Source organism: Kluyvera intermedia (assembly GCF_034424175.1).
GTDB classification, from domain to species: domain Bacteria; phylum Pseudomonadota; class Gammaproteobacteria; order Enterobacterales; family Enterobacteriaceae; genus Kluyvera; species Kluyvera intermedia.
Genome location: NZ_CP139986.1, coordinates 3,159,641 through 3,173,256, shown reverse-complemented (window position 1 = coordinate 3,173,256; position 13,616 = coordinate 3,159,641). Strand labels below are relative to the sequence as shown.

The window sequence follows — 13,616 nt, the reverse complement described above, 5'->3', positions numbered from 1 at the left end:
AGGAGTTAGCGTGCCACATTCCGCCGAACTTGACGCTTCGCAGGTACTGAGTCTTCAGAACCTGAATGTGGCGTTTCGTCAGGACAAACAGTCCGTTCGCGTCGTCAATCAACTCTCATTGACGCTTAATCGTGGTGAGACGCTGGCGATTGTCGGCGAGTCGGGTTCGGGAAAATCGGTGACGGCACTGGCGCTGATGCGTCTGCTGGAACAGTCCCGTGGACAGGTTTCCTGCGACCATATGCTGCTGCGGCGGCGTAACCGTGAGGTGGTTGACCTGCGGTCGCAGACGCCTGCACAGATGCGTGGCATCCGCGGGGCGGATGTGGCAATGATTTTTCAGGAGCCGATGACCTCGCTTAACCCGGTGTTTACCATCGGTGAGCAGATTGCCGAGTCGATTCGTTTGCATCAGGGCATGGGGCGTGAAGACGCGCTGGCCGAGGCGAAAAAAATGCTCGATAAGGTGCGGATCCCTGAAGCGCAGACGGTGCTTTCGCGTTACCCGCATCAGCTCTCTGGCGGGATGCGTCAACGTGTCATGATTGCGATGGCGCTGTCGTGCCGTCCGGCGGTGCTGATTGCCGACGAACCGACCACCGCGCTGGATGTCACCATCCAGGCGCAAATTCTCCAGCTGATTGACGTGCTGCAAAAAGAGATGTCGATGGGGGTGATTTTCATCACTCACGATATGGGCGTGGTGGCGGAAATTGCTGACCGGGTTTTGGTTATGCATCAAGGCGAAGCGGTAGAAACCGGCAGCGTGGAGGATATCTTCAATGCCCCACAGCACCCTTACACCAAGCGCTTGTTGGCAGCGGTTCCTCGGTTGGGCGCGATGCGCGGTAGCGATTATCCGAAAAGCTTCTTGGATGTGAACGCTCCGACGATTGAACCTCAACCACAAAATACCGTCGTGGCAGGGGAGCCCATTCTCCAGGTACGCGATCTGGTTACCCGTTTTCCATTGCGCGGTGGCCTGCTAAACCGCGTGACCCGTGAAGTGCATGCGGTGGAAAACGTCAGTTTTGATCTCTGGCCGGGCGAGACGTTGTCGCTGGTGGGCGAGTCGGGCTGTGGCAAATCAACCACCGGACGCGCGTTGCTGCGGTTGGTTGAGTCGCAGAGCGGCACCATCACCTTTAACGGTGAACGCATTGATACGCTTGATGCTCGCGAGCTGCAACCGCTGCGCCGCGATATCCAGTTCATCTTCCAGGATCCCTACGCGTCGCTTGACCCGCGCCATACGGTGGGATTCTCGATTATGGAGCCGCTGCGTATTCACGGCGTCCTGAAAGGTGAGGCGCTACAGCAGCGGGTGGAGTGGTTATTACAGCGTGTCGGCTTGTTGCCTGAGCACGCGTGGCGTTACCCGCATGAGTTTTCCGGCGGACAGCGCCAGCGTATTTGCATCGCGCGGGCGCTGGCACTTGAGCCGAAAGTCGTGATTGCCGATGAGTCCGTCTCGGCGCTGGACGTGTCGATTCGCGCGCAGATTATTAATCTGCTGCTCTCTTTGCAGCGTGATATGGGCATTGCGTTCCTGTTTATTTCGCATGATATGGCAGTGGTGGAACGCATTAGCCACCGCGTGGCGGTGATGTATCGCGGGCGGATTGTGGAAATGGGTTCGCGCCGCGCTATCTTTGAAAACCCGCAGCATCCGTATACCCGCAAGCTTCTGGCCGCGGTGCCGGTTGCTGATCCTGCGCATCGTCGCCCGCAGCGTGTATTGCTGTCGGACGAACTGCCGGGGAATATCTACAAACGGGGTGAAGTCGTCGAACCGATAGCTTTGCAACAGGTCTCGCCGGGGCATTTTGTCGCCCGCGAGCCGGCAAGCAGTGCGCTAGTAAATCGATAATAAAACGTCAAAACGACAAGCAGGGGACAACATGACACAACGCATTTCAGGTAAATGGCTGGTTGCTTTGGGGGTTGCGTCAGCACTTGCCGCCTCTCCCGCGTTCGCCGCAAAAGATGTGGTGGTGGCGGTAGGATCTAACTTCACCACTCTTGACCCGTACGACGCCAACGACACGCTGTCGCAGGCGGTGGCGAAATCGTTCTATCAGGGGCTGTTTGGCCTAGATAAAGAGATGAAGCTGAAAAACGTGCTGGCGGAAAGCTACACCGTTTCTGACGACGGTAAAGTCTATACCGTTAAGCTGCGTCAGGGCGTGAAATTCCAGGATGGCACCGATTTCAACGCTGAGGCGGTGAAGATAAATCTCGATCGTGCCAGCAACCCGGAAAGCCACCTCAAGCGCTATAACCTGTACAAAAATATCGATAAGACCGAAGCGGTGGATGCGAATACGGTGAAAATCACCTTAAAGCAGCCGTTCTCGGCGTTTATCAATATTCTTGCCCATCCGGCCACGGCGATGATTTCGCCCGCGGCACTGAAAAAATACGGCAACGAGATTGGCTTCCATCCGGTGGGCACCGGGCCGTACCAGCTGCAAACCTGGAATCAGACTGACTTTGTGAAGGTCAGCAAATTTGCCAATTACTGGCAAAAAGGGCTGCCGAAGCTCGATTCGATTACCTGGCGTCCGGTAGTCGACAACAACACTCGTGCGGCGATGTTACAAACCGGTGAAGCACAGTTTGCCTTCCCAATTCCTTACGAGCAGGCGGCTTTGCTTGCAAAAAACAGCCAGCTTGAGCTGGTTGCCAGCCCGTCCATCATGCAGCGCTACATCAGCATGAACGTGACGCAAAAACCGTTCGATAACCCGAAAGTGCGTGAAGCGATTAACTATGCGATTAACCGTCAGGCGCTGGTCAAAGTGGCCTTTGCGGGCTATGCCACTCCGGCCACCGGTGTAGTGCCGCCGTCTATCGCCTACTCGCAGCAGTATCAGCCGTGGCCATATGACCCGGCTAAAGCGCGCGAACTGTTAAAAGAAGCCGGTTACCCGAACGGTTTTAGCACCACCCTGTGGTCATCACACAACCACAGCACTGCGCAGAAAGTCCTGCAATTTACCCAGCAGCAACTGGCGCAAATTGGCATTAAGGCACAGGTCACGGCGATGGATGCCGGGCAGCGCGCGGCGGAAGTGGAAGGTAAGGGCCAAAAAGAGAGCGGAGTGCGGATGTTCTATACCGGTTGGTCGGCGTCGACTGGTGAAGCTGACTGGGCACTGTCGCCGCTGTTTGCCTCCTCAAACTGGCCGCCAACCCAATTTAACACCGCCTTCTACGGTAATCCGCAGGTCGATAAAGATCTGACCGCGGCGCTGCAAACCACTGATAGCAAGGAAAAAGCACGACTGTATAAAGAAGTGCAGGATACGCTCTGGAAAGAGTCACCGTGGGTGCCACTGGTGGTGGAAAAACTGGTTTCCGCGCACAGTAAGTCGTTGTCCGGGTTCTACATTATGCCGGATACCGGCTTTAGCTTTGATGATGCAGATTTGAAGTAAGTGAGGTTACCTCGCGTCATGATGGCGCGGGGTAATATCGGCAAGGAGAGTCATGCTCAACTATGTTATCAAGCGCCTGTTCGGCCTTATCCCCACGCTGTTTATCGTGGCCGTGCTGGTGTTTTTATTTGTTCATATGCTGCCCGGCGACCCGGCGCGGTTAATTGCAGGGCCAGAAGCGGATGCGCAGGTTATTGCGATGGTGCGTCAGCAGCTGGGCCTGGATCAACCGCTGTACGTGCAGTTCTGGCATTACATTAGCCACGCGGTGCAGGGCGACTTTGGTACGTCGATGGTGTCGCGCCGTCCGGTATCGGAAGAAATTGCCAGCCGTTTTCTGCCGACCTTATGGTTAACCCTTGCCAGTATGGCCTGGGCAGTGTTGTTCGGTATGGGGGCGGGGATTGCTGCTGCCGTCTGGCGAAATCGCTGGCCGGATCGTCTGGGGATGGCGCTGGCGGTGACCGGTATTTCCTTCCCGGCATTTGCGCTCGGGATGCTGTTGATGCAGGTCTTCTCCGTTGAGCTTGGCTGGTTGCCGACCGTGGGTGCCGATAGCTGGCAGCATTATATTCTGCCCTCGATAACGCTGGGGGCGGCGGTGGCGTCGGTGATGGCGCGCTTTACCCGTGCCTCGTTTGTCGATGTGCTGAACGAAGACTACATGCGTACCGCTCGCGCCAAAGGAGTGAGCGAGAAAGTGGTGGTGCTCAAGCATGGGCTGCGTAACGCCATGATCCCCGTCGTCACCATGATGGGGTTACAGTTCGGCTTCCTGCTTGGCGGTTCGATTGTGGTCGAGAAAGTCTTTAACTGGCCGGGGCTAGGACGTCTGCTGGTTGATTCAGTGGAGATGCGTGATTATCCAGTGATTCAGGCTGAAGTTCTGCTGTTTTCGCTGGAGTTTATTCTTATTAATTTAGTGGTGGATGTGCTCTATGCCGCCATTAATCCGGCTATCAGGTACAAATAACGTGCGATTATTTAATTGGCGTCGACAGGCGGTACTCAATGCCATGCCGGTGATGAAAACAGGTGAAAAACGCACGCCGTGGCGCGAGTTCTGGCGGCGTTTTCGCCAGCAACCGATCGCCATGGCCTCGGGCATTTTCGTGTTGCTGTTGATCGTCGTGGCGGTGGTTGCGCCTTGGATAGCGCCGTTTGATGCGGAAAACTACTTTGACTATGACCGTCTGAACGAAGGCCCGTCTTTGATGCATTGGTTTGGTGTCGATTCATTGGGCCGGGATATTTTCAGTCGGGTGCTGGTTGGCGCGCAAATTTCGTTAACTGCCGGTGTATTTGCGGTGCTGATTGGCTCCGTTATCGGCACGGTGCTGGGGCTTTTGGCGGGTTACTACGAAGGCTGGTGGGATCGCATCATCATGCGTATTTGCGACGTGCTGTTTGCCTTCCCCGGCATTCTACTGGCGATTGCGGTGGTGGCGATTATGGGCAGCGGCATGACCAACGTGATTATCGCCGTGGCGATTTTCTCCATTCCCGCGTTCGCGCGTCTGGTACGCGGCAACACGCTGGTGCTCAAACAGCAGACCTTTATTGAATCTGCGCGCAGTATCGGTGCCAGCGACAGCGTCATTGTGTTCCAGCATATTCTGCCCGGCACGGTGTCATCCATTGTGGTCTATTTCACCATGCGTATTGGTGTGTCGATAATCTCCGCCGCCAGCCTGTCGTTCCTGGGACTTGGCGCACAACCGCCTACACCGGAGTGGGGGGCGATGCTTAATGAAGCGCGTGCGGATATGGTGATTGCGCCACACGTGGCACTCTTCCCGGCGCTGGCCATTTTTCTGACGGTGCTGGCGTTTAACCTGCTGGGAGATGGACTGCGCGATGCGCTGGATCCTAAGCTGAAAGGGTAGGGGATGTTGCCTGATGGCGCTACGCTTATCCGGCCTACAGCTCAGAAACAGTTGTAGGCCGGATAAGGCATTTTGCCGCCATCCGGCAATCTGTGTATTACTGCCCGATGGCGCTACTTTTATGAGTTGCCGTTAAACTCGGCTACCCCACAGGTCATACTCGTCGGCGTTTTCAACCTTCACGCGTACAACGTCACCTGGTTTCACCTGGGTTTCGCCGTTCAGGTACACCGCGCCGTCGATTTCAGGCGCATCGGCCATGCTGCGGCCAATCGCGCCTTCTTCGTCCACTTCGTCGATCATGACCAGAATCTCACGGCCCACTTTTTCTTGCAGACGTTCAGCAGAGATCTGCTGTTGCAACTGCATGAAGCGGTTCCAGCGTTCTTCTTTAATTTCATCAGGCACCTGATCCGGCAGATCGTTTGCCGATGCGCCGTCAACCGGGCTGTACTGGAAGCAGCCAACGCGGTCGAGGCGGGCTTCTTTGAGGAAGTCAAGCAGCATCTGGAAGTCTTCTTCCGTTTCACCCGGGAAGCCAACGATAAACGTGGAGCGCAGAGTCAGCTCTGGGCAGATTTCACGCCACTGTTTGATGCGCGCCAGTTGGCGGTCAACGGAACCCGGACGTTTCATCAGTTTGAGAATACGCGGGCTGGCGTGCTGCATTGGGATATCCAGATACGGCAGGATTTTGCCTTCCGCCATCAGCGGGATGACGTTGTCTACGTGCGGATACGGATAAACGTAGTGCAGACGCACCCACACGCCCAGCTTTGCCAGCTGTTCGCACAGGCTTTCCATGCTGGTTTTCACCGGCTCGCCGTTGTGGAAACCGGTGCGGTGTTTGACGTCAACGCCGTAAGCTGAGGTGTCCTGAGAAATCACCAGGATCTCTTTCACGCCTGCGTCGACCAGACGCTTGGCTTCTGCCAGCACTTCGCCAATCGGACGGCTGACCAGATCGCCACGCATAGACGGAATGATGCAGAACGCGCAGCGGTGGTTACAGCCTTCGGAAATTTTCAGATAGGCGTAATGACGTGGCGTCAGCTTCACGCCCTGTTCCGGTACCAGGCTCAGGAACGGGTTGTGCTGTGGTTTCGGCGCGTAGTGGTGGACGTGCTCCAGTACCTGCTCGTAGCTGTGTGGGCCGGTGATTTCCAGTACCTTTGGGTGCACTTCGCGAATTTGATCTTCTTTGGCCCCCAGGCAGCCGGTCACAATCACCTTGCCGTTTTCTTTTAGTGCTTCACCGATGGCTTCCAGGGATTCCTGAACTGCGCTGTCGATAAAGCCACAGGTATTGACGATGACCATATCGGCGTCATCGTAAGTTGGCACTACGTCATAACCTTCAGTACGCAGTTCGGTCAGGATACGTTCAGAATCCACCAGGTTTTTTGGGCAGCCGAGGGAGACGAATCCAATTCGCGGTTGTTGCATGCTAGTACGCTCACAAAGTAAACAGAAAAGAAAAACCGGGCGATTCTACACGGCTTTACGTCGACTCTCTACTGCTACTTTGCCCGCCCGCCGCCATTTGCGCGGGTTGTTGTAATGTTAAAATTGTTTCCAATGGTGATTTATTGATATCGCGCAGCATCCTGTACGTTAAGTAATCTCATAATGATAAAGCCAATGGGTGGCAAGGGAGGTAAATGCATGATGGAAAGCAAACTGAAAAGCAAGCTGATGGGGCAACTCATCAACGCGCGAAATGACCTTGATGCTTATTTGCAGTTAAGAAAGGCAAAGGGGTATATGTCAGTCGGTGAAAACGATCATCTGCGTACTAACCTGCTCGATTTGTGTCGTGAATTACGGGCGCATACGGCACTGCTTAAGCGGTGTTGCTTGCCTGATGAACTGGAAATGATACGACAGGCGGGCGAGGCGATGGCTTCTGCTGCGGTCTGTTTGATGAGCGGGCGCTACGACTGCCCGTCTTATATTGCAGTAAATGTTGATATGCTCGATCGCTGCCTGATGGTGCTCACCAAAAGCATCTGCAATCTGGATGCTGAGTCGTCCATGACGCACGCCTGAAACCTGGGGGACGAGTGTCCCCCAGCCATTTTATCCTGCGAGAGTTGACCCCTGCGGTTGTGCTATGACGGGTTTGTCCACCCGTGCATCCCGGAGTGTAAAGACCGAGACAAGGGTGAAAAAGCCAGCAATTGAGCCCAGAATCAGGTAAGTGTCAGCAAAGCCGATGGTGTCATACAGATAACCGGCAATGGGTGAATAAATAGCGGTGGCGATGGATGCCACGAACAGCACCAGCAGATAGACCGTCGACAGCAGTTTGTTATCAAAGTTAGCGGAGATGAACTTAAAGACCGATACCAGAATCAGTGGTTTTTCAATAGCGTGAAGCATTTTCACCGCCGCAATCCACACTGGCCCCAGTTGAATCGCTGAGCCTGCGATACGCACAGACATAATGGTTCCGGCAATCACCAGCGCCCATTTTGCCCCGGTGCGGTTCACAAACCACGGCATTAAGCACAGGAACAACGTTTCGCCGCATACCTGTACGGAGGCGAGAATACCGTACCAATGGTTACCTTCCTCTTTAGTCGGGAACTGCATGGAGAAATACTGGGCGAACTGCTGATCGTAGGTGTCGTAAATCTGCGTGACGAACAAGGTGAAAATGAGCAGCATCCAGAACTGACCGTTTTTTGCCAACTCCAGCGCGTGGACGGCTTTCAGCGAGTTGGTCTTTTGAATTTCCGCGTCGGTTAGCTCGATTTTGGTCATCATAAAGCACAGCGCCGCCGCCACAATCGCACAGCTGGCAAGCCAGAAGGAGAGGTTAGGCAGCGTGTCGATATATTTACCGACGATCCACGCCGCCGCCGCCCAGCCCAGCGAGCCCCACATCCGCACGCGGCCATACTCAAAGCTGTAGCGGCGCGAGATTTTGTCGATATAAGAGTCAATAACACCGCAGCCGGAATTAAAGATAATACCAAGGTAAATCCCGCCGAGTATCGCGCCGAGCCAGAAGCTGTGTACCAGCAGCGGAGCGTAGACGTAGATAAAGAACGGGCCGACCGGCAGCAGCAGGGCGACGATTATCCAGATGAGTTGTTTTTTCAGGCCAAATTTATCGGAGATAAACCCAAAGAACGGCTGCATCAGCAGCGCGATAAAGGCGTTGATGGCATAAAGTAGCCCGGTTTGCGTCGCGCTGATCCCTAAATGTTGTGTGGTCCAGATAACGAAGAACGCCATGGTTGCTGACCAGGCGAAAAGATACAGAAAATCGAAAATGCTGAGCAGAATATAATTACGCTTGCCGGGTAGTAGCATCGCCACATCCTCATCAAAAATCAGACCATCCCCCTGGCACACCACAACGGTGATGCGCCCACTGAATATTGTTTTTGTATGTCTCGTTTTAAAAATGTCATACGTTAACAATTTCTGTTTTAATCTGACATCTGAACGCCATCGGCTCGCAATGCCTATGGCGTTTAATTGTGATTGGCTTCACGAATGCATAGGCTGTTTAGCCTCGATTAGCGATGGCGATCACTTAATCATTTATGCGAGCGTATGACTTTTTAGATTTTTGGCGTCAATTTATCCGCCAGAGTACGCAGCTGTTCGGCGATACTTTGGAGATCGGTTTCGGGGTTATGCAGCGGCCCTGCCGAGTTACGGATGACCAGACGGCTAGGCAGGATGGTCGATGCGCGTGACGCCAGCGGTGATTCTGCGGATTGTAATAGCTGCTGGACGGCCATTTTCCCTTGTAAATCAAAATCTATAGCTACTGTAGTCAATGCCGGTTCGAAGAAAGCACTCTCATAGGTATCGTCATAGCCAATCAGCGAAATGTCCTGTGGGATCTTGCGCTTGTGCTGGTGCAGAGCGCTGAGTGCGCCCAGCGCCATCTGGTCATTGGCGATCAACAAAGCGGTGGTCTGCGGGGTTTCGCGTAGCATTTGCAGCGTTGCCAGGTAGCCGCTTTGCGCATCCCACTGTCCGTGGTGCACCGTCAGCGGGGTTAGCTGGTAGGAGGCGAGAGTGTCGCGCCAGGTGTTCAAACGCAGACGGGCAGGTACCGAGTCCTCCGGGCCGGAGAGCAGACAAAACTGGCGATGGCCTAAATCGTACAGGTACTTCACGCTGGCCCGCGCACCCTCGGCTGGGTTAAAGGTAACGTTGAACACCGAGCTGTAGGGGTCAACGTCGAGGAACAGGCACTCCACGTCCGGGTTCTCATCGACCAGGCTTTCCGCCACCGGCGTTTCGAGCGGGGCGTTGATAATCATGCGTTCAACGCGCTGGGATTTAAGCTCGTTGATGGCGTACTGAATGCTGCTGTCGCTACCGTCATCAATCATCGAAATCAGCACCTGATAGCCCTGCTCACTGGCATATTTCTTCACCGCCGCGGCGATTTGTGACGGGGCATGCAGCGCCAGCGAGGTGGTAACCAGCCCCAGCGTTTTGCTCTCTTTCCCCACCAGTTGCTGGGCAACACGGTTAGGGACGTACTTCAGTTCGGCAATGGCCAGCTCAATCTTCTTGCGCGTTTTTGCGGAAACATTGGCTGAATTGTTGAGAACGCGGGAGACCGTCTGGTAAGACACATTGGCGTGGCGCGCCACATCCGCGAGAGTTGCTGCTTTGGTTTTCATACTCGCCCCATCAAAAATTTGTCTCAGTATACCCGAGTGATTTGTTGGACGTGTCACTTAAGCAAGCGTGGGAGCAAGAGTAAGGACAAATCGGCCGATCAACCGTTTAAAACGCGGGAACGATCACATTTCCTGGCGACCTGGGTTGCACAGAGGGGGGCCGGGCGCGTAGAAAAGCGTTATTGTGAACGAATAACATTTTTTGTCTTTATGTGACATGAGGGAACCGACATGGATAAGCATCTGCCGTTAAACCCCGCTGCGCCGTGGCTTCTGCATGGCGCAGATTACAATCCGGAGCAGTGGCTACACGTGCCGGGGATTCTGGAGCAGGATATCGACATGATGCAGCAGGCTGGCTGTAACATTATGTCGGTGGGCATATTCAGTTGGTCGGCGCTGGAGTCTACCGAGGGGCAGTTCAACTTTGCGTGGATGGATACCGTGCTGGATAAACTCCATGCGGGCGGGATTTCCGTTTTCCTGTCCACGCCTAGCGGTGCGAAACCCGCATGGCTGGCGGCACGCTATCCTGAGTCTCTGCGCGTCAGCGCGGCCAGGGTAAAAGCGCTGCATGGCGGGCGTCACAACCACTGCCTTTCATCGCCGGTCTATAAAGAAAAAGTGACGCTGATTAATCAAAAGCTGGCGCAGCGCTACGCTCACCATCCGGCGGTGCTGGGCTGGCATATTAGCAATGAATACGGCGGTGAATGTCACTGTGACCATTGCCAGCAGGATTTCCGCCTCTGGCTTCAGACGCGCTATCCAACGCTGGATGCGCTGAACCATGCCTGGTGGACGGGCTTTTGGAGCCACACCTATAGCGATTGGTCGCAAATTGAATCCCCCGCGCCGCAGGGCGAGATGTCGAATCACGCGCTGAACCTGGACTGGCGACGTTTTGTGACTTCGCAGGTTAAAGCGTTCTATCAAACGGAAGTTGCGCCGCTGAAAGCCGAACGTCCAGAGCTTCCGGCAACCACCAACTTCATGTGGTACTTCAACGATTACGATTACTGGCAGCTTAAAGACGTGGTCGATTTTGTCAGTTGGGATAGCTACCCCATGTGGCATAAGCAGGAAGACGAGCGTGCGGTGGCCTGTAAAACCGCGATGTACCATGATCTGATGCGTACCCTTAAGGGCAAGCCGTTCGTGTTGATGGAGTCGACGCCGAGCCAGACCAGTTGGCAGCCGACCAGCAAACTGAAAAAACCGGGGATGCACATTCTCTCCTCGTTGCAGGCCGTCGCCCACGGTGCCGATGCGGTGCAATATTTCCAGTGGCGAAAAAGCCGGGGTGGCGTTGAGAAGTTTCACGGCGCGGTGGTTGATCATGTCGGCCATCTCAATACGCGAACCGGGCGAGAAGTGAGCCGGATGGGGGAAATGCTCGCGGCGTTAAGTCCGGTCGTAGGCACGAAAACGCAGGCGAAAGTGGCGATTATCTTCGACTGGGAGAGCCGCTGGGCGGTAAACGATGCGGCGGGACCGCGCAACTGCGGTATGCACTATGAACAAACGGTGGTCGATCACTACCGTCCCTTCTGGGAACAGGGAATTGCGGTCGATATTATCAATGCCGATAGCGACCTGACGGATTATGCGCTGGTTATTGCCCCCATGCTCTACATGGTGCGCGCCGGTTTTGCCGAGCGGGCTGAGGCCTTTGTACGAGCAGGCGGCTATTTTGTGGCAACCTATTGGTCGGGGATTGTGAATGAGACCGATCTTTGTCACCTCGGCGGATTCCCGGGGCCGTTACGACCGCTGCTCGGCGTATGGGCCGAAGAGATTGATAGCCTGACCGACGAGCAAAGTCAGGGTGTTGAAGCGCTGCCTGACAGCGGCTTGCGGGGCAGCTGGCGTGCCCGCGAATTGTACGAGGTGATCCACCCGGAAGGCGCGGAAGTGCTGGCCTGCTATAGCGATGACTTTTATGCCGGCTACCCGGCGCTGACGCAGCATCGCGTGGGCAAAGGGAAAGCGTTTTATGTAGCATCGCGTAATGATGACGCTTTCCATCAGGAATTTACCCGCCTGCTGGTGGGCGCCTTAAAACTGCCGCGAGCGCTGGAGGCGGCGCTGCCGACGGGAGTAGTGACGACCCGTCGTTCAGACGGTGAGTGGGAGTGGGTGTTCGTACAGAACTATACCGACAGCGAGCAAACAATCTCGCTGGCAGACACTTTCCATAATGCGGTATCGGGTGAGAAGGTGAAAAACTCGCTCACGCTGGCGGCGTGGGGCTGTGAGGTGTTGACACGGGCGCTCTAATATCCGGGTTTCAGAGGGGGAGCAGGCTCCCCCTCTGAAATCGGCTCGATTAACGCATAATGCGGCGCAGAATACGGTTGGACTGCTCCTCAAATTTCGTAGCGGCCTCATCGATAGTGGCCTTGCCATAATCAATATTTTGTAATGCAGCAACAAACAGTGCGATAAACTGCGGGTCTTCCAGATAAGGCAGCGTCTTCGATTTATTCGGCAACGCAGCCGATTGCATCAGCCCGGCGAGTACCGGGTCGCTATCTTTGAGTTGTCCGGCATCACGCAGAATCTGCTCTCCGGCTCGACTCAGCGGCACACCTCGTTCCATTGCCACCGGTACTACGCCTTCTTTTTCGCTCATCAGGAAGTTAATCAGCTTCGCGGCTTCCTGAGGATGTCGGGTATTTTTACTGATCGAAAACATCAGCGCGGTTTTATTAAATTGGCCTGCGTCCTTTGCCCCTTTACGCATCGGATAGTCACCCATCACTAAATCTGACGGGTTTTGCAGATTCTGTGACTCGGCGGGGTAGAGCACGTTCCAGTTATAAATCCCGGCCCATTCACCGTTAATCCACGGCTTCATTTCATAAGCCACGCCTTTGCCAAACGACGCTATGGTTCTGGCATCCGGTACCGCGTGGGCATCGACCAATTTGCGATAGAAGGTAAATGCTTCAACCAGATCGGCATGATTCCAGCCAAGCTTGCGGGTCTTCTCGTCGACCATCGGTTTTTGGTTGCCCTGGTACACGTAGGAGTTGAGCAGCAACAGCGAATCCTGCTCGGTGAGGATCAGCGGGAAATAGTTATCCCCCAGTTTCTCTTTAAACACCGGCCCGGCTTTTAACAAATCATCCCAGGTTTTTGGCAGCGCTACGCCTGCTTTTTTCCACGTTGCGGCATTGTAATAAAACAGCATCACATTGGCGGACACCGGGATGGCGTTGACTTTGCCATTCACGGTGGTGCTGGCAAGCGCGGTGGGTGAGAACTGGTCGAGGCCAATCGGCTTGCTGAGCTGGTTCAGGTCATAAAAACCGTCACCGCTTTTTGACAGCAGCGTCAGCCAGTTCCAGTTGGTCTGCATCACATCGGCTTCGGTATTGCTGTTGATTTGCGTGGTCAGGCGCGAGTAAAAACCGTCCCAGCCGGTATACTCGGCCTTCACTTTGATATTCGGGTATTTGGCCTCAAAGGCTTCCAGCGCCTTTAAGGTTGCCTGGTTGCGCGCTTTACCGCCCCACCAGGCAAAACGGAGTTCCACCTGATCGGCGCTGTGCGCGATGGGCATCGCACCGAAACTGCAACAGGCAAGCAGGAACAAAATCGACTTTTTCATGGATGAATCCTCCGTG

The 13,616-nt window shown here is 54.8% G+C and carries 10 protein-coding genes; 6 read left to right on the top strand and 4 right to left on the bottom strand.

Annotation, left to right across the window (positions count from 1 at the left end):
- Positions 1 to 10 precede the first annotated feature (10 nt).
- The 4 genes from gsiA to gsiD are packed head-to-tail and all read left to right on the top strand — an operon-like array spanning position 11 to position 5,326.
- On the top strand, positions 11 to 1,870 hold the full coding sequence (gene gsiA, locus U0026_RS15340) for a glutathione ABC transporter ATP-binding protein GsiA (protein WP_062774986.1): 1,860 nt from the start codon (positions 11 to 13) through the stop codon (positions 1,868 to 1,870).
- A gap of 31 nt (positions 1,871 to 1,901) precedes the next feature.
- The gene (gsiB, locus tag U0026_RS15335) at positions 1,902 to 3,440 is read left to right on the top strand and encodes a glutathione ABC transporter substrate-binding protein GsiB (protein WP_062774987.1); all 1,539 of its coding nucleotides are present in this window, start codon (positions 1,902 to 1,904) and stop codon (positions 3,438 to 3,440) included.
- Between the two features lie 52 nt (positions 3,441 to 3,492).
- Complete coding sequence (gene gsiC / locus U0026_RS15330; RefSeq protein WP_062774990.1) at positions 3,493 to 4,413, top strand: glutathione ABC transporter permease GsiC; 921 nt, start codon at positions 3,493 to 3,495, stop codon at positions 4,411 to 4,413.
- A 1-nt stretch (position 4,414) separates the two neighbouring features.
- The gene (gene gsiD / locus U0026_RS15325) at positions 4,415 to 5,326 is read left to right on the top strand and encodes a glutathione ABC transporter permease GsiD (RefSeq protein WP_073971128.1); all 912 of its coding nucleotides are present in this window, start codon (positions 4,415 to 4,417) and stop codon (positions 5,324 to 5,326) included.
- 132 nt (positions 5,327 to 5,458) lie between these two features.
- Here the strand turns inward: gsiD and rimO are convergent, their stop codons facing one another.
- Positions 5,459 to 6,772 (bottom strand): 30S ribosomal protein S12 methylthiotransferase RimO, encoded by a 1,314-nt coding sequence (rimO, locus tag U0026_RS15320; RefSeq protein WP_062774993.1) that lies wholly within the window; start codon positions 6,770 to 6,772, stop codon positions 5,459 to 5,461.
- 219 nt (positions 6,773 to 6,991) lie between these two features.
- On the opposite strand from rimO, the gene U0026_RS15315 reads away from it, so the two are divergent.
- Entirely contained in the window at positions 6,992 to 7,375 is a 384-nt protein-coding gene (locus U0026_RS15315) for a biofilm formation regulator BssR (protein ID WP_062774995.1), read from the top strand.
- 30 nt (positions 7,376 to 7,405) lie between these two features.
- On the opposite strand, the gene U0026_RS15310 is transcribed toward U0026_RS15315, so the two are convergent.
- On the bottom strand, positions 7,406 to 8,647 hold the full coding sequence (locus U0026_RS15310; protein WP_062774997.1) for an oligosaccharide MFS transporter: 1,242 nt from the start codon (positions 8,645 to 8,647) through the stop codon (positions 7,406 to 7,408).
- 254 nt (positions 8,648 to 8,901) lie between these two features.
- Positions 8,902 to 9,984, bottom strand: coding sequence for a LacI family DNA-binding transcriptional regulator (locus U0026_RS15305; protein ID WP_062774999.1), 1,083 nt, complete (start codon positions 9,982 to 9,984; stop codon positions 8,902 to 8,904).
- Positions 9,985 to 10,215: 231 nt separating this feature from the next.
- Between U0026_RS15305 and U0026_RS15300 the strand changes: the two genes are divergently transcribed.
- On the top strand, positions 10,216 to 12,264 hold the full coding sequence (locus U0026_RS15300) for a beta-galactosidase (protein WP_062775001.1): 2,049 nt from the start codon (positions 10,216 to 10,218) through the stop codon (positions 12,262 to 12,264).
- A gap of 49 nt (positions 12,265 to 12,313) precedes the next feature.
- Here U0026_RS15300 and U0026_RS15295 read toward each other — a convergent pair whose 3' ends face one another.
- Entirely contained in the window at positions 12,314 to 13,600 is a 1,287-nt protein-coding gene (locus U0026_RS15295) for an ABC transporter substrate-binding protein (protein WP_062775003.1), read from the bottom strand.
- Between the last annotated feature and the right edge of the window lie 16 nt (positions 13,601 to 13,616).

Coding starts and splice junctions, on each gene's coding strand:
- gsiB (WP_062774987.1), top strand. CDS start 1,902: ATGACACAACGCATTTCAGGTAAATGGCTGGTTGCTTTGGGGGTTGCG.
- gsiC (WP_062774990.1), top strand. CDS start 3,493: ATGCTCAACTATGTTATCAAGCGCCTGTTCGGCCTTATCCCCACGCTG.
- rimO (WP_062774993.1), bottom strand. CDS start 6,772: ATGCAACAACCGCGAATTGGATTCGTCTCCCTCGGCTGCCCAAAAAAC.
- U0026_RS15315 (WP_062774995.1), top strand. CDS start 6,992: ATGATGGAAAGCAAACTGAAAAGCAAGCTGATGGGGCAACTCATCAAC.
- U0026_RS15310 (WP_062774997.1), bottom strand. CDS start 8,647: ATGCTACTACCCGGCAAGCGTAATTATATTCTGCTCAGCATTTTCGAT.
- U0026_RS15305 (WP_062774999.1), bottom strand. CDS start 9,984: ATGAAAACCAAAGCAGCAACTCTCGCGGATGTGGCGCGCCACGCCAAT.
- U0026_RS15300 (WP_062775001.1), top strand. CDS start 10,216: ATGGATAAGCATCTGCCGTTAAACCCCGCTGCGCCGTGGCTTCTGCAT.
- U0026_RS15295 (WP_062775003.1), bottom strand. CDS start 13,600: ATGAAAAAGTCGATTTTGTTCCTGCTTGCCTGTTGCAGTTTCGGTGCG.